The following is a 24,436-nucleotide window of genomic DNA, read 5'->3' on the forward strand; positions in this document are numbered from 1 at the left end:
AAGCCCTCAGATCCAGTGCAGCCCCTCCGCGTGGCAGGAATTCCGATAGGCCGCTATGACCTCGTCTTCTATCTCCGTCCAGTGTTCGAGGATGTCCGGAGCGGTTTTCTGGGGGTGGCCCTCACGCTTGGCCCTGCGCCATTCAATGGCGATTTTGAGCGTGCGGAGCTGGGAGCGCGTGAGGTACCACGGGCCGGAGTCGGGGAGTTCTCCGCCGTAGGCCATCGCCAGAGCATTGTTGATGTGCTCGGTGCCGGGCCACACGTTATGTCCGGGCCGGACGGCGAGAGCCCTTCTGAGGATGCACCGGAGGTGCGGGGCCTGGACGGTCCATTGCGGGCGGATGGCGAACAGGTCGGCGCTCATTGCGGCCTTTCTGGGGCGGGGGTGGGCGGCGCGCTCCGGGAGCGCGCCGCCGGAATTCTCGGGGAGATCAGAGGTCGAATTCGTCGGCGCGCTGGCCGCGCTCGTCCTCGGGCGTCTGGATGTCGGGCAGGAATCGGCTGACCGCGAATACGACCGCGTCGGCGATGATCAACGGCGCATCCTGGAGAACGATGTTCACTGACCCCCCTTCCAGCCCGATTCGGACCTCCCCGGGCTCAAGGCTCATGTGGACGTAGGCGCTCGTTCCGTCGATCCGGGTCCGGGCCCCGGGGAGCCGGGCGGCGAGTTCGCGGGCGGCCTCCTCAGTGCGGCGGCGCATCGCGGCCTGCTCGCGGTTGTGGTCCGCCACGCGCTGGTGAACGGTGCGGTGCTCGGGGATGAGGTCATCCGAGAGCACGGCCGCGATCCGCGCGGGGTCCTCGTCCATGGCGACGCGAACACTGTCGCGCTCGCCCCTCCGGAACGGGTAGTCAGTCGCGGGGAACGCACCCCGGACGTAGAGGTAGCCGGGGTCGTCGTAGCGCTCGGAGAGGTGGAGCTGTCGGCCGTCAAGGTGAGTGAGGTTGGCGGCGTGGGCCAACTCCTGGACGCCGTGCAGCGCCTGCTGCGGTCGCCAGTTCCCGCCGAGCGCGAGGGCGATCGGGTGGGTGAGTTCGGCGACGGTGGGCGACTGGGCCATCTGCGTTCTCCTGGTGAGAGTGGGTGCCGGGGCCGGTCGGCCTCCGGTGGCCGGCTGGGGTGTTGCCCTCCCCTTCCGACACCACTAATTAAACCATGTTCTTGGGGGTGGGTCAAGCCCAACAACCCCTCTGACCTGCCCTTTTCCCGCCGCGTCCACCCGCGCCCGCCCGGCCGGGTCCGGCCACAACGCGCCCCGGGCGGGGTTCCCTCCTCGGTCGGACAGCGCCAGCCGGACCAGGGTTCCGGGTGGGGTGTCCAGGCTCGCGCAGCGACCGCGAAGCGGCCCGGCCTGGACACCCTGCCCGGGGCCCTGGTACGCCCTCCGGGTGTCCGGCCGAGGAGGGAACCCCGCCCCCACAACCCCAACCACGAACGACGCCGCACCCAACCAACCCACCCCCCACCCCCTCCGAGAGAGGACCCGCCGGAGGCACAAAAAGTCCGGAGCAGAAGAGGGTGCTGGCGTCCGTCGTCAGCCGGCGCCGCCGTTGGCGTCGTCCGGAGCGGATGCGTCCTCCGCGCCGGGCACCGATGCGGGTTCGTAGCCGAAGCCGTTGGGCGTCTTGACCACGCTGTACAGGCCGGGCGCGGGCGGGGGACGTTGGTGATGCCGCGGGCGGAAGCGCGCGAGTTCACGGAATCCTGGAGGAGCCTCTGGGTGAACTCGTACGAAAGTGAGGGTGCAGGCGATGACTCCGTGCGGGTTCCATTGGTGTTCGACTTCACCCTGCACCTGACCCTGGCCGGCCTCCAGCTGGAGGTGCGGGCCCCGGAGTCCGCCGCCGGGATGCTGGCCGACCTCTTCGGGGAGGGAGCGCGACCGCCCCGGGTTCGCGCTCGTCCCGGCCCTGAGGCACGCTCGGCGCCGGCGCGGCCGCCTGCGCGGTGTGCTGCGCGGGTCCGAGCCTGGCCATCCTCGGCGGCGATACCTCCGCGATCGGCGCGCTGACTCCTGCTGAACCAGCACGGAACTGGATCAAGGAGTGGGAAACTGCCGGGGCACGTTCATGCGGAGTTGGCCCGAGGCGCTGACTGTCCGGGCCCGAGGAAGGCGAGAGCACGGAATGGGTGACGGGATGCCAAACGCGGACAGTGTCGGGGATGTGTTCGTCGGGAACCTCGATACGTTCGAAGAGGTAGCCAACATCAAGGTGGTGAGCGCCTACCAGAGCGCTGACAACAAGCGATGGGAGGTCGGCCGCGCCGAGACAGAGACCTGCTGGTGGCGGAGTGAGGACCGCACGATGACGGGCAGCGACGCGCGGACCGACTGGAGGAAGATCGACCTGTCGATCCCTTCGGAGGCCGGGGGCGCTCTCGTGCGGCCTGTCGTGTTCAAGGACAGGCTCTTCGTGGGCTGGTTCGAGTTCCCGACCGAGGAGGACTCCACCGCGCTGTTCCGCCTGGCGCACATGCGTTACGACGACAGCTGGTCCGTTCCGAAGGCGTACCCGTTCCAGTTGTCGGCTCCCGCGGCGGCCGGCCGCCCATGGCGTTTGATCGTCACCCAGTACAACGTCGACACCCAGCTCGCGGTCTGCCTGACCGACAGGGATCCCGCGACCCCGGCCACTCCGGCCGTCGACGACCTCGTGCTTGCGATTTTCGAAGACCATTCGTCCGGAGGCGAGGAGGCCCTCGGCGACTTCACCCCCGCTGCCGCGCTTGCCCGGTACTACCCGGTGGGGACGGACGTGAGCGTCCAGGACCCGTGGGATGGCAGCAGCCAGCCGACAAGTAGCTGACCCAGCCCCTTGGCCGGCCCTCCCCTGGTCGACGAGGAGGGCCAGCACTCCCCACCGTCACGAGACGCCGCACGCCGGGCACACCACTGCCCGGCCGTCGCGGATCGCGGCAACCCGAGCGCGCGAGCGCCGTACGCCCCGCCAGTGTGCCCGACCGGCACCGCCCCGAGCAGAACCTCGCCTCTGCCCGGGCCTCGGTCGCGAGCCGGTCACCGGACCGAAGACAGCACCGGCCACTCACCTTGACAAGCAGGCACTGACGCCGCGCCGGCGCAGGTCTCCGCGCCTGGCTGACAGCGCGCCGAGCCCGAGAGGGCTACCTGGGCAGCTTCGCGGTGCGCTCCGGGTGCGCGGCGCCGACGTAGTGCATGGCCGTCTTCTCCGTGATGCCGAAGAGCCTCATCAGCCTCAGCGGGTCGGCGCTCTCGAACGCCTCGTTGAGGATCCGGTCCTGCCGTAGGCCGTCCAGGGTCACGCCCTTGGGCAGGACGAGGCGGAGCGTGCCGACGCTGACGGGTGGCCGGTCGGGGTCGAGCGCGGTCTTCTGGCTGACCAGCAGGTGCGGGTTCGTTGACGCTGGCCAGCGGCGGTGGCGGTAGGCCAGCCACTCGGAGGCGAGCCGGTGCGTGAACTCCTCCAGGTACAGGGTGTGCCGCAGAAGGCCGCGGCGAACTTCGAGGGTGCCGCGGGCGAGGTCGACATCGGCCGTCAGGATCGTGCTGATGTCGTCTCCGGAGATCGCGTGCACGGCCAGGGCGACGGTGAGGCGCCCGAGCGGGGTGGCGGCGTGGTCGAGCAGGCCGGCCAGCAGATCGCCGGGCACTGACTTCGGAACGCCCTTGAGATCGCCGACGGGCAGGTGCCGGGCGGGGTCACGGAAGACGATCCGCTGACGCTTCAACGTCCTGAACAGGCTGCGTAGCGCGATGGCGACCTGTCGGCGGGCGTGTCCGGACAGGTCCTCCACAGCGCCCTCGACCTGCTGCTTGGTGATTTCCCGCAGCGTCGTCACGCCGGCCGCCGCCCATGCCGCGAGCACCGGTTGGACGTAGGCGAGGTAGCGGCAGATGCCGTCCCAGCTGCGGGACTCGCCTTCGCGGCGGCCCTGGCTGCGGAGTACGTCCACCCAGACCCGGACCTCGCCCGCGGCGGGCTGGGGCAGCGTGGTGAGCACTGCCTCGATCCAGGTCAGGTCGGTGTCCCGGTGTAGGCCTGGGTCGTCGACGAGCAGGCCGCGGGCGCGCAGGAACTGGCAGACGGGCTTGGCCGCGAGGTTCGGATCGAGCTGGGCCAGGTCGTGGACGTCGCGCTCGTAGACCGGGACCTCCGCGCCGAGCCAGTACCCGAGGATGGTGAGGGTGCGGATGTTCTTGCGGTAGTCCGGCGCCTGCTGGTCCCTGCGCATCTGGGCGTACTCCTCCACCAGTTGCCGGGCCGCACCGGTCAACGGCAGGTCTCCCGGCGCGCGGCGCCGCAGCTGTTCCAGCACGGGCGCCCAGTCCCGGCGGAGGATGAACAGCGGCTCCTGGCCTCGGGCCGTGTGCCTCGCGGCCACCTCGTCATCGGCGCCGGCCGCCGCATCGTCGACCGGCACCGGCACCGGCACCGGCACCGGCACCGGCACCGGTACGACCGGACCACCCACGCCGATTGGCAGAGCGATCACCAGCTTCACGCTCTGCGTCCATCGCTCCATTCTGCCCACCCCCACTGACATCGCTCCGCGAGCCACCCTGCGACCGCAGTTTGAGGTGTCCGCGGACCCGTGCTTACGGTGCGCGCGATGAGCACGGATTCGGCTGGGATGAGGAACAGGTGAGCACTTCGACGGGATCGGTGAGCGCGGCGGAACTGCGGCGGCGGGTTCGCGCCGTCGAGGAGACACAGGCGCGGACACGAGAGCTCGCGGCGGCCAACGCCCTGGCCACACGGGAGGCGGCGGTAACAGCGTCGAAGGCGAAGGATGACGCCGAGGTCGCGGCACGGGAGGCTGCCGCAGCCGTCCTTCGGCTGTTCAACAACGACGCCGAGTTGGTCGGGCAGCTGCTCGGCGTCACGGCGGAAGAGCTGGAACGCGAGGCGAAGCCTGTTACCGCCGCCCGCGCGAAGGAGGTGATCGAGGAGCTGCGCGCCCGTGCCGAGCGCCCGCGCCCGGTGCGCCGCGCCAAGAAGGCCGGCGCCTCCCCCCCGCAGCCTTCCGCCGCCACACCGAACTCTGCGATGGAGGGCGGTCTGGCCGATGCCGTCTAAGAACGGCGGCCCTGGGCCCGGACTCTTCCCGCTCGCTGCGGTGAAGGGGTCCGGGCCCGCTCCCGTTGACGAGCAGCTCTCCCTCCTCGGCGATCCAACGCCCGTGCGGATACCGGCTGTTGAGTGGGCCGCATGGCTGGCCGACGAGTCTGTTAAGGCCCGGTACCGGGCGAAGGTCTACCGGTCGCCGGCCACAGGGTGCTGGTTCTTCACCGGCGGAATCTCCAGCACCGGGCACGCCACCTTCCGAGCCACCTCGCGGCCGGGCCGGACGCGCCGGGGGACGGTGCCGGGGCACCTGTACGGGTACCAGCTCGCACACGGCGTCATCCCGCGGCTGGGATGGGGCACCGACCTGACCGTCTGCCACACCTGTGACAACCACTCCTGCCAGCAGCCGGCGCACCTTCGGCTGGGCACAGCGGCGGAGAACCGGGCGGAGTGGGTGGCTCGGCGGCGCGACCCGGGCAGCCCCCTCGCGGACCTCCGCGGCCCTGCCGGACGCTCCCGGGCGATCGGCGCCGCCATCCGCGCCGGCCTGATCTGCGGCAAGTCCGAGGCGGAGATCGCCGCACGGGTCGAAGCGGTGATCGCGGAAGGCCGTCCGCTCAGCCTCTGGTGACCACCGCGCCGGGCCCGGCACACCGGCGAGGCACTGTCGCACCGGTGCGTTACGGTCGGCGAGAAGGTGTAGAACGTGCCAGAGGAGTCTCCGTGCCCGAAGCCCACCCCGACCACGTCGGCCTCCCGGCGCTCTACGGTGCCGAGGTCACGGCCTTCCGCCGGCGGTGGAAGTTGCACGTCATCGCACCGGGACCCGAAGTCGTGGTAGGACCGGTCGATCTCGGACCTGCGGACACCATGGTCGTCCCCCGGCCGGAGGACCCAGGCCGCTACATGATCGACCTCGAAGGCGAAGAAGTTCCGGTGCTGCCCCGGGAGACCGCGGTGCACCAGTTGGAGGCGCACGGCTTCGTGGTTGCGGAGGAGGCGCGCGACGACAGCAAGAGGGACCACGGCTGGACTCAGGTTGCCTCCGCGCTGTGGACCGCTCCGTGCCGGCCCACCCGCTGAGTCACCCGCTGGTACGACTTGTGCCTTCCGTGATCCTCGTTCGGTCCGCCAGGATGACTCGGTGGACTTGAACCTCACCCTGCGCCTTCGTGCCCTTCTCGCCACCTATAAGGGTCTGCGCGATGACTCCGGCCTGACACCCCAGAAGCGGGGGCAGGCGTTCAACACACTTATCGCCGAAGTCCTCAAGGCGTGGGGACACGATGCCCGGCCCAGCGTGATCGGGGTTGGCGGCAGGGACGAGACGGACGTCTTCTTCACGATCGGCTACAACTACATCCTTGAAGCCAAGTGGGAAGCCACCCCCCTGAGCGCGGACCCTCTGACCAAGCTGTCTGAGCGGCTCTCTACCCGGCCTCCAGGTACCCGCGCCATCGTCCTGTCCGCCAGCGGGTTCAACTCGCACGCGCTGGAGTGGATCAACCGCCACAACGAGCTGCTCCTGATGGATCTCTCCCACATCGAGGCCGCCCTTTGCGGGCTGCTCGATCCCGAAGAGCTGTTGAACCGGCTCTACGGCGAGACAGCCGCTTCCGGTAACCGGCTGGTCCCCCTGGCCGACATCGTCGTCCCCCGGCACGCCGAACCGGAAGTTCCGGTGCTTACGCGGGCAGCCGCCGCCCCGCCGCCCTGGCCGATCATCAAGACCAGCACCGAAGGTGCGGACGCCAGCGTGGAGTTCACCGGCGTCTGGGAGTCCGATCAGCACCCGAGCGGCATCAGTGCCGCTCCCGCCAACCGGCTCCTGATCACGACCAACACCGGCGTCGTCGAACTCCACACCACGACCGGCAAGACCAAGTGGGCCCTGGCTCTGCCCGGCACCGAAGACCGGGCAGTCCACAACACCGACGGATCGGTGACTGTGCTGTGCCGCGGCGCGCTCCTACGCTGGCACCCCAGGACCCGCGACCTTCAGCTCGTGGCCGGCGGTTTCGGCGGCTACGCGACCCTGGAAGCCGGGCGGGACGGCACCCTGTGGGTCTACAACCAGATCGGGGGATTGGTCGGCGGATCGGTCACCATCAGCCGTATTGGCGACCGGCCCGGCGACGAGACCCGCTACGACATCCCTTTCCCCAACGGCATGCGGGCCGTCCACCTCGCCGACGAACGCCACTTCCTGAGCGGCAGCGGGCACAGCACTCCCGTCGACGTCAGCAAGAGCCCGTCCGCCGACGAGAAGAACTGGATCGTCTCCGCCGTTCCCAACCCTCGCGCGGCTGCCGGTCCGGACGAGCAGACCATCTTCGTGGCCAGCACCCGAAGCTCCCTCGACGGAAGCCTCCAGTGCCTCGATCTCGGGAAGGCGCCGGCTTCCTGGACCGAGCTCCTGACCTTCACCGCGAACCGGGCCACCGACCTCACCGTGGAGCGCACCAGCGCCACTCGGGCGGAGGGCTGGCTGCTGGCCGACGCCTCCGGCAACACCCAGAACCCCACCCCGGTCCTGGTCAAGCTCACGCTACCGACGTCAAGCCCCAGCTGACCGAACAGCCGACTGGTCACCCTCAGTGCCAGTTACGGCTCGTCCCGCACGGCTCTTCCTCATGGGCCGCAGTCCGCGGCTCCGCGCTCCTGCTCCCCAGCGGCGGCAGAGGGCGGGCTGTCCTCCAAGCGCTGGCGGATGCTGGCGTACCTCTCGGGCCCCCACTCGGGTGAGGCGGCCAGTTCGGCCTCCACCCAAGCGTCGATACTCGTGTTCAGTTCCTCATCGTACGTGGTCAAGCGACTACCCCCTGGCAACACCCCAGGTCAGGACTACCTGGTTGTGTAAGTTCACTGGCACCAGTGGCAGGAGCTGTAGCCGACGCTCAGCAGCACCGGCACGTCACGCCGCCGGGCCTCCTCGAACGCCTCGGCCGACCAGGGCCACCAGTCGACCGGGTTGTCGGCGTGCTGGAGGAGGTAGGGGGAGGTCTCATGGGCCAGTCTGTTCGGCATGACCCCATCCTTGCGCACCCGGGGAAAGACCGCCCGTACGCCACGGGTGGGCGGGGCGCGGGCGGGGCACTGATACAGGGAAGCGGCCCCGTTCCTCGCACTGGCTCTGCGAGGAACGGGGCCGCTTCAGCGGGGCCGCGGAGATCAGCCGCCGACGTTGCCGTTCTGGGAGAGGACCTCGCCCAGGATGTGCGACAGCGCGTCGTCGCCCTTCTGCTGCACGGAGTTCTGGGTGCAGGTCTGGTTCGCCATCGGGTTGCCGAGGACGTCCTGGACGGCGATCGGGACACCGATGAGGGCACCGATCGGCACCTGGGCCTCGACCTTCTGGACGTCGAAGCAGTGCAGGACGCCACCGTTGACGAGACCGAAGTTCGGGCTCATGTAGCCGCCGGTGGAGTTGCTGCCGATCGACTGCTTCGACTGGTTGCCGATGATGTTGGCGCTGCCGCCGTCGTTGCCGGCCGCCATCGCCGTGGTCGCGGACATGCCGGCGACGGTGGCCGCGACAGCAGCGGTAGCAAGAACCTTCTTGATCACGAGTCTTCCTTCTTGAGCTCGATGGCCCGGAGCTCGATAGGCCCGGAACTGCTCCGTTGACCGAAGCGCCCTGATCAACTGCCCGGGGAAGGATTGGTTCCGGCGCGTCACCCGGACGCGGTATTCGGCACATGAACGCCATCGGACGCGAGGTCGAAGGTCTGCCGTTCGGTCAGTTCCCTTGCGGACACGGACCCTTGGGAACACCGGGATGCGGCGCCGGTCACTCGCGCGGGCGCCGGTCACGCAGGACACTGGGGACCGGACTGTTCGATGCGGAACGCGCCGGAGGGTTCCGGCGCGGGCGGAGGGGGACGCGGATGCGGGACAGCCATCGGGCCGAGGCCGAGGGGCTGTGGGCACGGGCCGTGGAGGAAGAGGTACGGCGCTCGGGAGGCCGCCTCGACGAGCAGGCGCTGCTCGCGCGCGGCAAGGCCGGCCTGGACGGCATGGCGGCGGGGGCGGTCGACGAGTACGCGGCCTATCTGCGGGCCGTGGAGGCGACGGAGACGGAGCCCGCGGCGTCCGCCGGGTTCGCGGGCCCGGCCCTGGTGACGGCCGTCGCCGCGGCCGCGGCGGTCGGCGGCGACCTGGCCCTCGGTACGGCGGCGGGCACGGCGCTCGGCGCGGGCGCGGTGGTCGCGGTGGCCGGGGCGGCGACCACCGCCCTGAAGGCCGGCGCGGAACGCCGGGCGGCCGCGCACCGCAGGGCCGCAGCGGCGGGCCGGCCCGGCGGGGTGGAACAGCTGCGGCTGCAGTGGCTGACGGCCCTGGAGGTGCGCGGGGTGCGGCCGTTCCTGGAGCAGCAGCGGCTCCTGGCGCAGACGGCGGCGGAGCCCGCGCAGAAGGCGGTCGAGCGGCTGCGCGGCGCGGACCGCAGCGCGGCGGCCCGTCGGCGGGCCGTACTGGAGCAGTCCTTCGGGCACCTGCCGGACGCGGAGGGCCCGTTCGCCGGGCGGCGGACCGAGCTGGCGCGGATCACCCGGTGGGTGCAGGCCGGGCGGGCGGCGACGACGACCCGGCCGACGGTGGTGATGCTGCCCGGCGCGCCCGGCTCGGGCCGTACGACGCTCGCTGTGCGGGCGGCGCACGCGCTGAAGGACCAGTTCCGCGGGGCGTGCGTGGTCGACCTGCGGGGCGCGGCGACGCGCGGGCAGCAGCCGCTGACGACGCGGGAGGCGCTGCTGCACCTGCTCAACCGGCTGGGCGCGCCGCGCGAGCAGCTGCTGTTCCGCGAGCGGTCCTCGCCGGAGCAGCAGGTGCGGCGGCTGGCGGAGCTGTACCACCAGCATCTGACCGGGCTGGCGGTGACGGTGATCCTCGACGACGCGGTCGACGCGGCGCAGGTGCGGACGCTGCTGCCGGAGCGCTCGGACAGTCTGGTCCTGGTGACCTGCCGGGAGCCGCTCGACCTGGGCGCGGACGTGCCGGCCGCGGTGCACGTGCTGCCGGTGACGGACCTGGAGGCGGCGGGCGCGGAGGAGCTCCTCGGCGCGGCCGCCGGCCCGGGGCCGTACGACGCGGAGGGCTTCGAGCGGGCGCGGGAGCTGTGCGGCGGGCTTCCGCTGGCGCTGCGCACGGCGGGCGCCCTGCTCGACGGCCGGCCGGCGGACGAGGTGGCGCGGCTGCTCGCGGCGGCGGGACCGGACGCCGGCCCGGTGGAGCGGGCGCTCGCCGCCGGTTACGCGACGGGTCTGGACGAGGACGGGCGGCGGCTGCTGCGCCGGCTGGCGCTGGCCGGCCGGGCCTCGCTGGGCGCGGCGGCCGCGGCGGCGCTGCTCGGCGGGACGCCCGAGGACGGGGCGCGGCTGCTCGGGGAGCTGGCCCGGGCGGGGCTGCTCGACCATGTGCGCGGGAAGCGTTACCGGCTGCACGACGCGGTGCGCGGCTTCGCGGCGGCGCGGCTCGTCGAGGAGGAGGACCAGGCGGAGATCGCGGCGGCGCAGGAGCGGCTGATCCGCAGCTACGCGGAGCTGGCGGACGCGGTGATCCGGATGGTCGACGGCAAGATGTCGACACGGGTCAACCGCGTCGCCCGCTTCGACGGGCACGGTTTCGGTTCGCTGGAGGCGGCGCTGCGCTGGCTGGACGAGGAGTCCAGCTTCATCACGGCGACGCTGCGGCACACCGAGGGCGTGGACCAGCAGACGGTGCTCGACCTGCTGGGCGCGCTGTGCGACTACTGCCTGCTGCGCGGCGACCTGTACCGGCTCGGCGAGATCAACGAGCTGACGGAGGCCGTGGGGCAGGGGCTGCTCTCGCGGTCGGTGCAGTGGCGTACGGGCATCGCGGCCCGGCAGCTGGGCGAGCTCGACAAGGCGCGGACGACGCTGACCTCGGTGGTGTCGCTGTACCAGGAGGCGCACCAGGACGCGGGCGCGGCGCTGGCGCTGTGCTCGCTCGGGATCACCCTGCACCACCAGGGCAATCTGTCGGAGGCGGCGGCGCGGCTGCGGGAGGCGCTGGCGCTCCAGGAGCCGGAGTCGCTGGCCGCCGACCGCGGCTGGACGCTGCACGCGCTGGCCGCCGTCGAGCGGGACCGGGCCGGTCTCGCGGAGGCGCTGACGCTGCTGGACCGTGCCCTCGCGCTGCACCGGGAGCACGAGTCGCTGCACGGCGAGGCGTGGGCGCACTTCCAGCTGGGGCAGGTCTTCCTGCGGATGGGCGAGGTGACGCGGGCGGAGGAGGAGCTGCGGCTCGCGCTCGACCGGTACGGCCGCACCCACGACGGGCGCGGCGAGGCGTGGGCGCTGACCCAGCTGGCCCGGGCTCGGCTGGTCGCCGGGGACACGGCCGCGGCGGTGGACGGGCTCCGGCAGGCGCTCGCCCGGCACCGCGAGCAGGAGGACGCCCGAGGCGAGGCGTGGACGCTCTACTACCTGGGGCACGCGCTGGAGGAGCGGGGCGACCGGGACCAGGCCGTGCGGGAGCTGGAGCGGGCGCGGACGATGTTCTCGCGGATGCGGGACGTCTACGGCTTGGCATGTGCCCGCCACCACTCGGGGCGGGTCACCCGGGACCAGCGGGCGGCGCAGACCGGGAACCTGCGCAACTCCGGTTTCGCCCGCCAGCTCCTCATGGACGCCCGGGCCGACTTCCGCCGGATCGGCGTCGCCCACGGCGAGGCCTGGACCTGCCTGGAGCTGGCCCTGATCGACGCCGGCAACGACCGCACGGCCCAGGCGCTGGACCTCTGCGAGGAGGCCGCGCGGCTCTTCCTCTCGTACGACGACCGGCGCGGCGCCGACTGGGCCCGCTTCCTGCGCTGCACCCTGCTGCCCGACCCGGCGGCGGCCCGCGCGGAACTGACCGCCCTGACGGACTCCCGCCACCCTCTGCGCGACCCGCGCCTGGAGGACTACGCCGAGGCCTACTCCCTGATCCTGGACCGCCCCGCCGCACCGGAGTCCGCCCGGCAGGCGTGGGAGCTGGGGATGATTCCGGGGAGGCAGGCGCGGGAGGTGATGGGGGTGCCGGTGGAGGTGGCCTGAGGGCGGAGCCGGCGCGGCTGCCGCTGTCGCCCGCCGGTCACCGCCGGCCGCTCCCGCCGTGACGAGGGAGCCGGTGAGCGGGTACGCCTCGGGGCGCGGCGGCACCGGTCGGTGTCGTCGCGCCCCGCTCGTACCGCTACTTCTTCGCCGGGCCCTCGGACGCCGGGGCGGCCGTGGCGGCGGCCGGGTCCGGGGCCTCGGTGAAGTCGATCTTGTGCATGTGGCGGTTCATCGACTTCATCAGCATCCAGACGGCCAGCGCCAGGACGGCGAAGACGACGAAGCCGAGGACGCCGGGGGTCACCTTGTTCTCGTCCAGCTCCTTCGCGGCGAAGGGGACGAGCTCGGTCAGTGCCAGGTGTGCGCTCATGCTAGGCATTGTCCCGGATGCCCGCGAAGAGGTCGCTCTCGGGGAGGGAGGTGTCCACGAGGGACTTGCTGAGCTCGTACTCCTCCGTCGGCCAGACCTCCTTCTGGATCTCCATCGGCACCCGGAACCAGCCGCCGTCGGGGTCGATCTGGGTGCGGTGGGCGATCAGGGCCTTGTCGCGGGTCTCGAAGTACTCCGCGCACGGCACGAAGGTCGTGAGGGTGCGCTCCTTGCGCTCGAACTCGTCCCAGCGCTTGAGCCAGTCCCCGTACGGCGACTCCAGGCCCCGGTCGAGCAGGGCCTGGTGCAGGGCCTCGGTGCGCGGGCGGTTGAAGCCCTGGTTGTAGTACAGCTTCTGCGGCTGGAAGGCGGGGCCGAACTCGGCCTCCGGGTACTTCTCGGTATCGGTCGCGCCCTCGAAGGCCACCATCGTGATCTTGTGGGTCATGATGTGGTCGGGGTGCGGATATCCGCCGTTCTCGTCGTAGGTCGTGATGACCTGCGGACGGAAGGCACGGATCTTGCGGACCAGCGCGCCCGCGGCGGCGTCCACGTCCTCCAGGGCGAAACAGCCCTCGGGCAGCGGGGGCAGCGGGTCGCCCTCGGGCAGGCCCGAGTCGACGAAGCCGAGCCACTCCTGCCGGACGCCGAGGATCTCGCGGGCCTCGTCCATCTCCTTGCGGCGCACCTCGTGGATGTTCGCCTCGATGTACGGGTCGCCCTGGAGCTTCGGGTTGAGGATGGAGCCGCGCTCGCCGCCCGTGCAGGTCACGACCAGGACCTCCACCCCCTCGGACACATACTTGGCCATCGTCGCCGCGCCCTTGCTCGACTCGTCGTCGGGGTGGGCGTGAACGGCCATCAGTCGCAGCTGCTCAGTCAAGACTCGATCCTCAGTGATTCGTCGCCTAGGGAGGTCTCTATAGTGACGGAATCGGGGGTGGGAAAATTCCGGCACCCCTGCGGCGAGAGGAACGATCATGAGCGCGGTGCGAGAGGGCCTGACCGAGGGGCGCTACGGGCGCTCCGCGGACGAGCGCGCCGATCGCACGCTGAAGATCGCCGGGGCCGTGCTCGGCACCCTCCTCCTGGCCGTGACGGGCTGGTTCGGCTGGTACTACGTCGTCGACAGCAAGATCAGCGCCGAGCTGATCAAGTTCGACGTGGTCAGCGACAGCGAGGTCCAGGTGCACCTGGAGATCCGCAAGGACGCCGACGCCCACGGCGTCTGCACCCTGCGCTCCCGCTCCGAGGACGGCGCCGAGGTGGGCCGCAAGGACGTCGCGGTCGACGAGGCCGGCGGCCGGGTCGACGAGGTCTACTCGATCCGCACCACCGCGAGGGCCACCAGCGCCGAGCTGATCGGGTGTACGGCCCGGTAGCAGTGGGTAGGGAGCCGGGGTAGCGCCCCCGGCAGGCCACGCCGGTGACCTGGGGTGACGTAAAGCGCGCGTTTATGTCCTCCCGCTTTTCGCCACTCATTGTTAGGCTCGTGGTTTCGCCCGTTCGGAAGGCGCATGCTGAAAAAGCGGCCTTACGTGCAGGGCGAGCTTTGTATTCCCAGTACCTACGAGGAGCACCTGTGACCCAGACCAGCGACAACGTCACCTGGCTCACCCAGGAGGCGTACAACAAGCTCAAGGAAGAGCTTGAGTACCTGTCTGGTCCCGCGCGTACCGAGATCGCAGCCAAGATCGCCGCGGCGCGCGAAGAGGGCGACCTGCGCGAGAACGGCGGGTACCACGCGGCCAAGGAGGAGCAGGGCAAGCAGGAGCTCCGGGTCCGCCAGCTCACCCAGCTCCTGCAGAACGCCAAGGTCGGCGAGGCCCCGGAGGACACCGGTGTGGTCGGCCCGGGCATGGTCGTGACGATCGCGTTCGACGGCGACGAGAGCGACACCCTGGAGTTCCTGCTCGCGTCGCGCGAGTACGCGAGCGACACCATCGAGACCTACTCCCCGCAGTCCCCGCTGGGCGCCGGCGTCATCGGCCACTCCGTCGGTGACGAGGCCGAGTACGAGCTGCCGAACGGCAAGAAGGCCATGGTGAAGATCATGAGCGCCAAGCCGTACACCGGCTGACGCTCTTCTTCCGCGTTCGTTCCGCGCGAAGGGCCGGATCCCCACCGGGGTCCGGCCCTTCGTCATGCTCATGCAATCCGCGCACGCAACCGTGTAATGATCTTGGGAGTCGGCGCCGCAGGCACGGGAGGACGGGCAGATGCTGGGACCGCTGCGCGAGGGCACGCCACGTCGGATCGGGCCGTACGAGGTGCTGGCCCGGCTCGGCGCGGGCGGCATGGGCGAGGTGTACCTGGCCCGCCTGGACGCCCCCGGCCGAACCCCGGACGGCCCCGGCGCCACCGACACCGCGCCGACACCGGACGGCCCGGGCGCCACGGACACCGCGCGGACCCCGGGCGGTCCCGGCGCCGGCGCACGCTCCGCCGAGTACGTCGCCGTCAAGACCGTACGGCGTGACGTCGCCGGCGAACCCGCCTTCCGCGAGCGCTTCCGCCGCGAGATCCGGGTCGCGGGACTGGTCCGCAGCGCCCACGCCGCCGCGCCCGTCGGCGGCGACGCCGACGCCGAGGTGCCCTGGCTCGCCACGGCCTACGTGCCCGGGCCCAGCCTCGCCCAGGCCGTGCGGCGCGGCGGCCCGCTGCCCGTCGCCACCGTGCGGGCGCTCGGCGCGCGGGTCGCGCGCGCCCTCGCCGACCTGCACGGGGCCGGGGTGCTGCACCGCGACCTCAAGCCCGGCAACGTCATGCTCGCCGTCGACGGGCCGCGCCTGATCGACTTCGGCATCGCGCGGGCGAGCGGCGCCACGACGATGACGGCGACCGGCCTGATGGTCGGCACGCCCTCCTTCATGTCGCCCGAGCACGTGGCCGGCGCCCGGCACGTGACCGGGGCCTCGGACGTCTTCTGCCTCGGCTCGCTGCTCTGCTACGCGGCGACCGGCGAGGACCCGTTCGGCGACGGGCCGGTGGCCGCCGTCCTCTACCGCGTCTCGCAGGCCGAGGCGGACCTGACGCGGGTGCCCGAGGAACTGCGCGGCGTCGTCGCCTCCTGCCTGTCCCGGGACCCGGCGGACCGGCCGACGCCCGAGGCGCTGGTGGAGCTCCTCGGCGGCGACGGCGGCCCCGCGCCCGCGTGGCCGGAGGCCGTACGGGAGCACATCGGCGAGTACGGGCGGGAGCTGGCCCAGCTGGTCGCGGCGGGCGGCCCGCTCGTCGAGGTCCCCGCGGCCCCGGCGACGCCGCCCGGCGCGCCCGCGGCAGCGGCGGGCCCGGACCCGCTGCACGCGGCGGCCACACAGGCGCCCTCGGCTCCCGCTGGCCCTGCCCCGGGGCGGCGCCGCCGTGGGCTCGTCGCCGCCGTGGCGGCCCTCGCCGTCCTGGGCGGCGGCATCGGCGCGTACCTGCTGTGGCCGGAGCCGGACCCCGGCTCGAAGAAGCCGACGGCCGCCCCGCCCGCCGCCTCCGGCCCGCGCGTCCCGGGCGTCGACGACCGCGGTCTGGCCGACGCCTCCGGGGTCGTCCCGCAGAACGCCGCCCAGCGCCCGGCGGGCTGGAAGCCGTGGCGGGCGAAGCTGTCGGCACCGGCGTTCGGCTGCTCGGGGAACGAGAAGGCCCTGGTGTGCCGGACGACGGACGGACGGTACGAGGCGGTCGACCCGGCGAACGGGGAGAAGCTGTGGGAGGCGAACCTGATCGAGGACCCGCGGAACGACGACAGCTACATCAGCCCCACGGGAGCGGTCGTCGTGGCGGGCGGTTCGGCCCGGCCGACCGTCCACCACGACCTCGTCGCGCTGGCCGGCGAAACGACGCTCCAGGTGCGCGACGCCCGCACCGGCGCGGTGCGATGGGAGCAGGAGTCGGGTGGCGGGCACGGCGTGGTGAGCCGTCCGGTCGTGGGCGACGGCACGCTGTTCCTCGCCTCGACGGGCGAGGGCGGGCAGACCCGCCTGGTGGCGTACGGACTCGGCGACGGCCGGGAGCTCTGGTCGAAGGGGCTTTCCAACGCCGACCTCGCGCGCTCGGACTACAAGGACTTCGAACCGGTCGCGTACGCCGAGGGCCTGGTCTACGCGCTGAGCGACGGCGGGCTCGTCGCCTACGACGCCGGGACCGGAGACCTGCGCGGGCAGGTCGACGCCGACGCCCGCACCTGTGAGGAGATCAAGGTCCTCGGCGCGAACGCCTACTGCGCCGACCTCCCGCACAGCGCCGGCGAGCCGGAGAACCTGCACCTGCTCGACGCCGCCACGCTCGCGTCCAAGGCGAGCCTGCCGTCCTCCGTCGCCACGCTGCGGCCGGCGGTCCTGACCCCGACCGCGGCGATCGGTCACGACGGCGAGAACGGCGGGCTGAAGGTGTACGACCCGCGTGACGGCAGCGAGACGGGTGCGTACGCGGCGAAGGCCGCGCCCGCCGGGCTCTCCCACGCCTGGTCGGCACCGCTCCTCGTGGACGACCGGATCGTGTACGCCGACTACTCGTCGCTCCACACCGTGCGGCTGGACGCGAAGGGCAGGCCGGCCGGGCTGCGGAGCACCGCGGTGCCGGGTGCGCCCGGACCGCGGGCCGACAAGGGCCCCGCGAAACCGCTCGACGGGGTGCGGTACGACGAGATGCTGCGGGCTCCGGAGGTGCTGCCCGTCGGCGGGATCGCCTACCTGGTGTACGACCAGGGTGTCGTGGTCTCCGTCGAGCTGCCCCGGTAGTCGCCGGGACAGACCCCGGACCAGTCGCCCGAACAACCCGAGCAGAAAGGCGCGTTGACCGTGCTGGAAGCACTTCCCGCCGGGCCGCCGCGGCTCGTCGGCCCCTACCGGCTGCTCGCCCGGCTCGGCGCGGGCGGCATGGGCGAGGTCCATCTGGCCTGCCGGGCGGACGGGCCGACGGCCGATCCGTACCGCATGGTCGCCGTGAAGACCGTACGGGAGGACCTGGAGGTCGACGGGGACTTCCGGGCCCGGTTCCGGCGCGAGATCACGGCGGCGCGGGCGGTGCGCAGCCCGTACGCGGCGCGGCTCGTGGACGCGGACGCGGACGCGCCGGCGCCGTGGCTCGCGACCGAGTACGTGCCGGGGCCCTCGCTCGCGGAGGCGGTCGTGCGGTCCGGGCGGCTGCCGGTCGCCGCCGTACGGGAGCTGGGCGTCACGCTGGCGCGCGCGCTGGAGGCGGTGCACGCGGCGAAGGTGCTGCACCGGGACCTGAAGCCGGCGAACGTGCTGCTCGGCGCGAGCGGCCCGAAGCTGATCGACTTCGGCATCGCGCAGGCCTTCGAGGCGACGGCGCTGACCTCGACGGGCCTGGTGGTCGGCTCGCCCGGGTTCATGTCGCCGGAGCACCTGACCGGCAGCCGGGCGGTCGTGCCCGCGTCGGACGTGTTCTGCCTGGGCGCGGTGCTCGCGTTCGCGGCGAGCGGCCGCGGGCCGTTCCACGACGACGAGATGGCGGCGGTGATCTACCGGATCAGCCGCGCCGACGCCGAACTCTCCGGCGTGCCGGAGGAGTTGCGGCCGGTGGTGGAGCGGTGTCTGCGGCTCGACCCGGCGGAGCGGCCGACGGCGGCGGAGCTGGCGGGGCGGCTCGGGGGCCGGGGCACGGAGGTCTTTCCGTGGCCGGGCGGGGTGCTGTCGCTGCTCGCCGAGTACGGGGACGCGGCGCGGGAGGCCGGCGAGGCGGCGTCGTCGGGCGCGGGCGTGGCGGATCTGCCGACGCTGGCGCCGGTGGTGCCGTACTCGCCCACGGCGGTCGGCGGGCGGCCGGCGGCCGGGGCGGGTGCCGCGGCGGACGCCGGGCCGGACGCGCCGGAGCCCCGGCGTCGCCCGTGGGCGCGGATCGCCGCCGTGGCGGTCGCGGCGGCGGTGGTGGCGTCGGTGGGCGTGGTGGTGCTCGGCGGCCGGGACGGGCAGGGCGGCCAGGGCGGTGTGACGGGCGGAGGACCGTCGGGGAGTGCGTCGGCGGCGCCGTCCGGTGCGGACGCGCCGCGGACGCTGGACCAGGTCGTCCTCCCGTTCGGCGGCGAGGGCCACACCGGCGACTACGGCACGGTCGGCACGCAGCGCTCCTCGCGTCCGGCGGGCTGGGCGCCCTGGTCACGGAAGTTCGACACGCCGGCCGAGTCCTGCGCCCTCTCCCCCGAGGTGCTGGTCTGCACGGGTCCTGGCGGCGCCGTGGCGGCGCTCGCGGCCGCCGACGGCCGGGTGCTGTGGTCGAAGCCGGGCCGGGGCGAGGCCCCGCGCGTGGCCTCGCAGTATCCGGCGGTCGTCGGCGACCTGGTGGCCGTCACCGGCCCGGACGGCGTCCGGGCGTACGCGCTCAGGGACGGCGCCGAGCGGTGGCGGCGTGCCGTGCCGGACGGCGACTGGGCGGTCAAGGGCACCGATCTGCACGACGGGGTGCTCTACTCGACGTATGTGAACGTGGCGGACGAGCGCTCCGGTCTCGTCACGGCGGTGCGGCCCGGCGAGGGCGGCAAGGAGCTGTGGAAGGCGCCGCTCGACGTCATCCCGGAGCAGCCGGTGGCCTCCGGGGGCTCCGTCTTCGTCCCCGGCAACGGCCGGGTCCTCGCGCTCGACGCCCGTACGGGCCGGGAGACCGCGCGCGGCTCGGACGCCGACGGGTGCTACGCGGTGACCGTGCACCGGGACAGCGTGCTGTGCGAGGGGTCCGGGCGCGGCGTGTCCGTGCTGGACTCGGGCACGCTGGAGCGGGAGCGGACCGTCGGCGCGGGCGTCCGGTTCCTGGGGGCGCCGGCGGTGAACGCGCAGGGCATCGTGGCCATGACCGACGGAGTCCGGCTCTCCACGTACGACCTGAGTACGGGCGCCGAGCGCTGGCAGCGGTCGGCGGTCTACTTCGGCAGCAAGGGGGCCGTCGAGCGCGTGTACTTCGCGGGCGACCGCCTGCTGGCGGTGAACGGCAGCCAGGTCTCCGCGCTGCCTCTGGAGAACCCGCCGGCCGATACGCGTGAATACCCCAAGGTCCACCTGAGCGATCCCGTGGACTCCCTCCCGCCCTCCGACGGCACGAACGGCGTCCTGGCCGCCGGAGGGGCGGTCTTCGTCCTCCTCTCCGACGGCCGGGTCACCTCCGGCTACCTGCCCTGATCGGAGCGGTTTCCTCAGGCCGTCGCCGACCGGTACTTGCGTACCGAGAGCGTGCGGAAGACCACGATGATCAGCAGCGACCAGAGCAGCGACGCCCACACCGGGTGCTGCATCGGCCAGGCGTCGGACGTCGAGACGCCCGGATTGCCGAAGAGCTCGCGGCAGGCCTGGACGGTCGCGCTGAACGGGTTCCACTCGGCGACGGGCTGCAGCCAGGAGGGCAGCTTGCTGGAGTCCACGAACGCCGTCGAGATGAACGTGACCGGGAAGAGCCAGATCAGTCCGCCGGAGGTGGCGGCCTCGGGCGTGCGCACCGAGAGGCCGATGAGCGCACCGATCCACGAGAAGGCGTAGCCGAGGAGGAGCAGCAGCGCGAAGGCCAGGAGGGCCTTGGGGACGCCCTCGTGGATCCGCCAGCCGACCAGCAGGCCGACTATCGCGAGGACGACGACGGTGAGCGTGGTCTGCACGAGGTCGGCGAGGGTGCGGCCGGTGAGGACCGCGCCGCGGGCCATGGGAAGCGAGCGGAAGCGGTCGATGAGGCCCTTGTGCATGTCGTCGGCGATGCCCGCGCCCGCGCCGGCCGTGGCGAAGGTGACGGTCTGGGCGAAGATGCCCGCCATCAGGAACTCGCGGTAGACCTGCGGCGAGGTGGAGCTGCCGATCTGCATGGAGCCGCCGAAGACGTAGCTGAACAGCACCACGAACATGATCGGCTGGATGAGGCCGAAGATGATCATCTCCGGGATGCGCATCATCCTGATCAGGTTGCGTTTGGTGACGATCAGCGAGTCGGCGATCGACTGGGTGATCGCGCCGCGGGCCTTCGGCCGCGCGGCGGTGTCGGTCAGTGCGGTCACCTGGCCGCCTCCTTCACCGTCTCCCTGGCCTGCTGCTTCGCGCGTCTGCCGCGGGCGTCCGGTGGCGGGCCGTCGCCGTTCTCCTCGTCCGCCTGCTCGGCCACGTGGCCGGTGAGGGAGAGGAAGACGTCGTCGAGGGTGGGGCGGCGCAGACCGATGTCGTCGATCTCGACGCCGACGGCGTCCAGGTCGCGGATGACCTCGGCGAGGATCTTGGCGCCGCCGGTGACCGGGACGGTCAGCTTGCGGGTGTGGTCCTCGACGCTGATCTCGCCGTGGCCGATGCCGGCGATGCCGTAGCGGGCGAGGATCTCGCGGGCGGCGGGGATCATGCCCCGTTCGTGGACGACGACCTCGACGCGCTCCCCGCCCGTCTGGGCCTTGAGCTCGTCGGAGGTGCCGCGGGCAATGACCCTGCCGTGGTCGACGACGCAGATGTCGTGCGCCAGGTGGTCGGCCTCCTCCAGGTACTGCGTGGTGAGGAGGAGGGTGGTGCCGCCGGCGACGAGGTCCTGGATGACCTCCCACAGCGACTGGCGGTTGCGGGGGTCGAGGCCGGTGGTGGGCTCGTCCATGAACATCACGGGCGGGGAGACGACCAGGGCGGCTGCCAGGTCGAGGCGGCGGCGCATGCCGCCGGAGTAGGTCTTGGCGGTCCGGTCGGCGGCATCGGCGAGGTTGAACCGCTCCAGGAGCTCGTCCGCCCGGGCCTTCGCCGCCCTCCCGTTCATCTGGTACAGCTGCCCGACCATCTGGAGGTTCTCGCGGCCGGTCAGGTACTCGTCGACGGCGGCGAACTGGCCGGAGAGGCCGATGGAGCGCCGCACCTCGTTGGGGTGCTTGAGCACGTCTATCCCGGCGACGACCGCCCGGCCGCTGTCGGGTCTCAGGAGTGTGGTGAGGACGCGCACGGTGGTCGTCTTGCCCGCGCCGTTCGGGCCGAGCAGGCCCAGGACGGTGCCCTCGGGGACGTCGAGGTCCACGCCGTCCAGAGCTCGTACGTCACCGAAGGTCTTCACCAGACCTTCGGCGTGGATCGCGCCTGCCATGTGGGGTCTCCCAGCAGATGTGGCGGGATTTGAGCATTTCTGTCCAAGTCTAGGGATGCCGGATGGAGAGCGCCCGGCAGTCCCGTGACCCACACCACAAGCTAACGCGATACATCGCGACACACAACCGATTTACGCGCGACGGCACGCGCCCGGCCGGGGCCGGCCCAGCCCCGCCAAGCCCAGCCCGGCCAAGCCCGGCCCGGCCCGGCTCAGCGGCCCGGTCAGCCCAGAATCGTGTACCCCGCCTCCCGCAGCGACGCAGCGACCTCCTCGCAGTGCTCCGGGCCCTTCGTCTCCAGGTGCAGCTCCACCTCCGCCTCCGTGAGGCCGAGTCGCGGATCGGTCCGCACATGGCTCACGTCCAGGACGTTCGCGTCCACCACCGTCAGCACCGCCAGCAGCGTCGCCAGCGCGCCCGGCCGGTCGGTCACCTTCAGACGCAGGCTCAGATAGCGGCCTCCGGCCGCCATGCCGTGCCGCAGGATCCGCTGCATCAGGAGCGGGTCGACGTTGCCGCCGGACAGCACCGCCACCACCGGCCCGCCGCCCCGGAACGCCCCCGGATCGGCCAGCAGCGCCGCCACCGGGCTCGCCCCGGCCGGCTCCACCACCAGCTTGGCCCGCTCCAGGCACAGCAGCAGCGCCGACGACAGCGCGTCCTCCGAGACGGTGCGGACCTCGTCCACGTACTCCTGCACCAGGCTGAACGGCACGTCGCCGGGGCGCCCCACCTTGATGCCGTCCGCCATCGTCACCGGCGACTCGACCGCCACCGGGTGGCCCGCCGCGAGCGAGGGCGGATAGGCCGCCGCGCCCTCCGCCTGCACGCCGACGACCCGCACGTCGGGCCGCACCGACTTCACCGCGAGACCGATGCCCGCGACCAGACCGCCGCCGCCGACGCCGACGACGATCGTCCTCACCTCCGGGCACTGCTCCAGGATCTCCAGACCCACCGTGCCCTGCCCCGCGATGATGTCCGGGTGGTCGAAGGGATGGATGAAGACCGCGCCGGTCTCCCGTGCGTAGTCCTCCGCCGCCGCCAGCGTCTCGTCGACCACCTGCCCGTGCAGCCGCACCTCCGCCCCGTACTCGCGGGTCGCCGCCACCTTGGGCAGCGGGGCGCCCACCGGCATGAAGACCGTCGCGTGCACCCCGAGCAGCGACGAGGCCAGGGCCACGCCCTGCGCGTGGTTGCCCGCCGAGGCGGCGACCACCCCGGCCGCCCGCTGCTCGGGCCGCAGCCCCGCGATCCGCACGTACGCGCCGCGCAGCTTGAACGAGCCGGTGCGCTGGAGGTTCTCGCACTTGAGGTGCACCGGCGAGCCGACCAGCGAGGACAGGTGACGGCTGCCCTCCATCGCGGTCACCCGGGCCACCCCGGCGAGCATCTTCTGCGCCCCGCGCACGTCGTCGAGCATCAGCCGATGCAAGGGGTCTGGCCTACGGAAGCTCATGACAGAAGTCTCGCAGCATATCCGGATCGTGCAGCGCCGGTACGGACCCCGGAAACGCCGCGTACTCTGTCCCCCACCAACCGACCACCGCACGAGAGAGCCACCACAGCCATGCCCACGTCTCAGGACATGACGACTGAGCTCGACCCCGGTCTCCTCGACGCCCTCCAGCACCAGGTGGCCGTCTTCGCCCGGCGGGCCGAGCAGACCCGGCTCGGCGGCACCGGGCAGCTGCGCAACTCGATGGACCGCGCCGCCTACCTGCTGCTCAACCGGCTCGACCAGGAAGGCCCGATGGGCGTCAAGGCACTCGCCGCGGGCATGGGCATCGACTCGTCCACGGTCACCCGCCAGGTCGCCCCGCTCGTCGACACCGGCCTGGTCAAGCGCACCTCGCACCCCGAGGACGGCCGCGCCGTCGTGCTCCAGCTCTCCCCGCGCGGCCAGGCCCGCCTGGAGGAGGTCCGCGCCTCGCGGCGGCAGCTGATGGCGGAGGTCACCGAGGGCTGGACGCCCGCCGAGCGGGAGTCCTTCTGCTCGCTCCTCACCCGCTTCAACTCCGCGCTCTCGGCACGCCAGTCGGGCCTGCCGGCCACGGCCGACGACACCGCGCCGAAGTCGTGACCCCGCGCCCCGGACACGGGGCTTGACCCCGGCCGCGCCCTGCCCTCAACTGAGGACGTGCGAGAGACCGGAAACGGCCACGGCGGCGAAGAAGCCCACCGCACCCGGGAGTTCACGGCGTTCACGGCCGGGGCGTCGGGCCGGCTGCTGCACGTCGCGACGCTGCTCACCACCGAGCCCGCGCACCGCAACCCGCTCGCCCAGGACCTCCTGACCGCCTCCCTCGCGCACACCTACGCCCACTGGGACCGGCTGCGCGGCGAGGACCCGTACGAGGTCACCCGCTCCGACCTGGCCGGCCGCTTCGCCCGGAGCGCCCGGCGGTACCACCGCGGCCGGGGCGGGGTGCTCTCCTCCCTCACGCCGCAGGAACGTCTCGTCGTCGTGCTCCGGCTGTACGAGGGCGTCGCCGAGGAGCAGACCGCCGCGCTGCTCGGGGTGCCCGAGGACCGGATACGGGCCGTCTGCGCGCGGGCCGTGAGCGCGCTGCGGGCGGCGGCCTCGTGAACCGCCACGAACGCAAGGAGGACGCGGTCCGCCGGATGATGGAGGCCGGCCACCCGCACGTCCCCGGCGACCTCACCGCCCGGGCCGTCGCCCGCGGCACCCGCCTGCTGCGCCGGGACCGGTTGCTGCGCCGCATCTGGTGGACGCTGCTCGCCGCGGCGGCCGTCGCCTTCGTGGTGTGGGCGTCGGTGGCCCGCCCGTGGGAGGTCCCGCCGGCCGGCACGACGCCACCGCTGGAGGGCTGGTGACACCGGCCCGGCCGGGTGGGTCTGGTGCCGGGGTCCGGGACCTCCCACGGGGGTGGGGGTGTCCGGACTGCCACCTCCACTT

22 protein-coding genes and 1 pseudogene are annotated in these 24,436 nt (G+C 72.7%); 13 read left to right on the forward strand and 10 right to left on the reverse strand.

Annotation, left to right across the window (positions count from 1 at the left end):
* Positions 1 to 6: 6 nt before the first annotated feature.
* The gene (locus tag ACFVGS_RS22950) at positions 7 to 366 is read right to left on the reverse strand and encodes a hypothetical protein (RefSeq protein WP_385693510.1); all 360 of its coding nucleotides are present in this window, start codon (positions 364 to 366) and stop codon (positions 7 to 9) included.
* A 67-nt stretch (positions 367 to 433) separates the two neighbouring features.
* Positions 434 to 1,066, reverse strand: coding sequence for a hypothetical protein (locus tag ACFVGS_RS22955; protein ID WP_385693511.1), 633 nt, complete (start codon positions 1,064 to 1,066; stop codon positions 434 to 436).
* Between the two features lie 1,105 nt (positions 1,067 to 2,171).
* Between ACFVGS_RS22955 and ACFVGS_RS22960 the strand changes: the two genes are divergently transcribed.
* Positions 2,172 to 2,813, forward strand: coding sequence for a neuraminidase-like domain-containing protein (locus ACFVGS_RS22960; RefSeq protein ID WP_385693512.1), 642 nt, complete (start codon positions 2,172 to 2,174; stop codon positions 2,811 to 2,813).
* A 316-nt stretch (positions 2,814 to 3,129) separates the two neighbouring features.
* Here ACFVGS_RS22960 and ACFVGS_RS22965 read toward each other — a convergent pair whose 3' ends face one another.
* Complete coding sequence (locus tag ACFVGS_RS22965; protein WP_385693513.1) at positions 3,130 to 4,479, reverse strand: hypothetical protein; 1,350 nt, start codon at positions 4,477 to 4,479, stop codon at positions 3,130 to 3,132.
* A 149-nt stretch (positions 4,480 to 4,628) separates the two neighbouring features.
* Between ACFVGS_RS22965 and ACFVGS_RS22970 the strand changes: the two genes are divergently transcribed.
* The 4 genes from ACFVGS_RS22970 (at position 4,629) to ACFVGS_RS22985 (ending at position 7,626) form a co-directional block, all read left to right on the forward strand.
* Positions 4,629 to 5,063: a hypothetical protein gene (locus tag ACFVGS_RS22970; RefSeq protein ID WP_385693514.1), complete on the forward strand. Its 435-nt coding sequence runs from the start codon at positions 4,629 to 4,631 to the stop codon at positions 5,061 to 5,063.
* 286 nt (positions 5,064 to 5,349) lie between these two features.
* A complete protein-coding gene (locus ACFVGS_RS22975; RefSeq protein WP_385693515.1) occupies positions 5,350 to 5,685 on the forward strand; it encodes a hypothetical protein in 336 nt (111 codons plus the stop codon).
* 92 nt (positions 5,686 to 5,777) lie between these two features.
* Entirely contained in the window at positions 5,778 to 6,137 is a 360-nt protein-coding gene (locus ACFVGS_RS22980; protein ID WP_385693516.1) for a hypothetical protein, read from the forward strand.
* A 61-nt stretch (positions 6,138 to 6,198) separates the two neighbouring features.
* Positions 6,199 to 7,626, forward strand: coding sequence for a restriction endonuclease (locus ACFVGS_RS22985; protein WP_385693517.1), 1,428 nt, complete (start codon positions 6,199 to 6,201; stop codon positions 7,624 to 7,626).
* 296 nt (positions 7,627 to 7,922) lie between these two features.
* On the opposite strand, the pseudogene ACFVGS_RS22990 reads toward ACFVGS_RS22985, so the two are convergent.
* Together ACFVGS_RS22990 and ACFVGS_RS22995 are read right to left on the reverse strand one after the other, a co-directional pair.
* Positions 7,923 to 8,081, reverse strand: a pseudogene (locus tag ACFVGS_RS22990) (DUF255 domain-containing protein); the annotation flags it as partial.
* A gap of 144 nt (positions 8,082 to 8,225) precedes the next feature.
* Positions 8,226 to 8,621 (reverse strand): rodlin, encoded by a 396-nt coding sequence (locus ACFVGS_RS22995; RefSeq protein ID WP_384411681.1) that lies wholly within the window; start codon positions 8,619 to 8,621, stop codon positions 8,226 to 8,228.
* 320 nt (positions 8,622 to 8,941) lie between these two features.
* Here ACFVGS_RS22995 and ACFVGS_RS23000 point away from each other — a divergent pair, with 320 nt between their 5' ends.
* Entirely contained in the window at positions 8,942 to 12,112 is a 3,171-nt protein-coding gene (locus ACFVGS_RS23000) for a tetratricopeptide repeat protein (protein ID WP_385693518.1), read from the forward strand.
* A 136-nt stretch (positions 12,113 to 12,248) separates the two neighbouring features.
* On the opposite strand, the gene ACFVGS_RS23005 is transcribed toward ACFVGS_RS23000, so the two are convergent.
* Together ACFVGS_RS23005 and mca are read right to left on the reverse strand one after the other, a co-directional pair.
* On the reverse strand, positions 12,249 to 12,491 hold the full coding sequence (locus ACFVGS_RS23005; protein ID WP_384411684.1) for a hypothetical protein: 243 nt from the start codon (positions 12,489 to 12,491) through the stop codon (positions 12,249 to 12,251).
* Positions 12,484 to 13,365, reverse strand: a complete 882-nt coding sequence (gene mca / locus ACFVGS_RS23010; protein WP_384411686.1) for a mycothiol conjugate amidase Mca — start codon at positions 13,363 to 13,365, stop codon at positions 12,484 to 12,486. Before mca ends, ACFVGS_RS23005 begins: the two co-directional genes overlap by 8 nt.
* Positions 13,366 to 13,462: 97 nt before the next feature.
* Here mca and ACFVGS_RS23015 point away from each other — a divergent pair, with 97 nt between their 5' ends.
* The 4 genes from ACFVGS_RS23015 to ACFVGS_RS23030 all read left to right on the forward strand — a co-directional run bounded on the left by ACFVGS_RS23015 (position 13,463) and on the right by ACFVGS_RS23030 (position 19,606).
* On the forward strand, positions 13,463 to 13,864 hold the full coding sequence (locus ACFVGS_RS23015) for a DUF4307 domain-containing protein (RefSeq protein ID WP_385693519.1): 402 nt from the start codon (positions 13,463 to 13,465) through the stop codon (positions 13,862 to 13,864).
* A 200-nt stretch (positions 13,865 to 14,064) separates the two neighbouring features.
* Positions 14,065 to 14,562 carry a transcription elongation factor GreA gene (gene greA, locus ACFVGS_RS23020; RefSeq protein ID WP_384411690.1) on the forward strand — a complete coding sequence of 166 codons (498 nt, stop codon included), beginning with the start codon at positions 14,065 to 14,067 and terminating at the stop codon, positions 14,560 to 14,562.
* A gap of 139 nt (positions 14,563 to 14,701) precedes the next feature.
* Positions 14,702 to 17,212 carry a PQQ-binding-like beta-propeller repeat protein gene (locus ACFVGS_RS23025; protein WP_385693520.1) on the forward strand — a complete coding sequence of 837 codons (2,511 nt, stop codon included), beginning with the start codon at positions 14,702 to 14,704 and terminating at the stop codon, positions 17,210 to 17,212.
* A 60-nt stretch (positions 17,213 to 17,272) separates the two neighbouring features.
* A complete protein-coding gene (locus tag ACFVGS_RS23030) occupies positions 17,273 to 19,606 on the forward strand; it encodes a protein kinase (RefSeq protein ID WP_385693521.1) in 2,334 nt (777 codons plus the stop codon).
* Between the two features lie 14 nt (positions 19,607 to 19,620).
* Here ACFVGS_RS23030 and ACFVGS_RS23035 read toward each other — a convergent pair whose 3' ends face one another.
* The 3 genes from ACFVGS_RS23035 to ilvA all read right to left on the reverse strand — a co-directional run bounded on the left by ACFVGS_RS23035 (position 19,621) and on the right by ilvA (position 22,975).
* Positions 19,621 to 20,466 carry an ABC transporter permease gene (locus tag ACFVGS_RS23035; protein ID WP_385693522.1) on the reverse strand — a complete coding sequence of 282 codons (846 nt, stop codon included), beginning with the start codon at positions 20,464 to 20,466 and terminating at the stop codon, positions 19,621 to 19,623.
* Positions 20,463 to 21,515 carry an ATP-binding cassette domain-containing protein gene (locus ACFVGS_RS23040; RefSeq protein ID WP_384411832.1) on the reverse strand — a complete coding sequence of 351 codons (1,053 nt, stop codon included), beginning with the start codon at positions 21,513 to 21,515 and terminating at the stop codon, positions 20,463 to 20,465. Before ACFVGS_RS23040 ends, ACFVGS_RS23035 begins: the two co-directional genes overlap by 4 nt.
* 224 nt (positions 21,516 to 21,739) lie before the next feature.
* Entirely contained in the window at positions 21,740 to 22,975 is a 1,236-nt protein-coding gene (gene ilvA, locus ACFVGS_RS23045; RefSeq protein WP_384411834.1) for a threonine ammonia-lyase, read from the reverse strand.
* Positions 22,976 to 23,086: 111 nt separating this feature from the next.
* On the opposite strand from ilvA, the gene ACFVGS_RS23050 reads away from it, so the two are divergent.
* From ACFVGS_RS23050 to ACFVGS_RS23060, 3 genes are read left to right on the forward strand one after another with little or no spacing between them, the layout of a single operon-like run.
* A complete protein-coding gene (locus tag ACFVGS_RS23050) occupies positions 23,087 to 23,599 on the forward strand; it encodes a MarR family winged helix-turn-helix transcriptional regulator (RefSeq protein WP_384411836.1) in 513 nt (170 codons plus the stop codon).
* A gap of 57 nt (positions 23,600 to 23,656) precedes the next feature.
* Positions 23,657 to 24,106 (forward strand): sigma factor-like helix-turn-helix DNA-binding protein, encoded by a 450-nt coding sequence (locus ACFVGS_RS23055; RefSeq protein WP_385693523.1) that lies wholly within the window; start codon positions 23,657 to 23,659, stop codon positions 24,104 to 24,106.
* Entirely contained in the window at positions 24,103 to 24,354 is a 252-nt protein-coding gene (locus tag ACFVGS_RS23060; protein WP_384411840.1) for a hypothetical protein, read from the forward strand. Before ACFVGS_RS23055 ends, ACFVGS_RS23060 begins: the two co-directional genes overlap by 4 nt.
* Positions 24,355 to 24,436: the final 82 nt, after the last annotated feature.

The sequence above is a fragment of the Streptomyces sp. NPDC127114 genome (genome assembly GCF_042677525.1).
Taxonomy (GTDB): Bacteria; Actinomycetota; Actinomycetes; order Streptomycetales; family Streptomycetaceae; genus Streptomyces.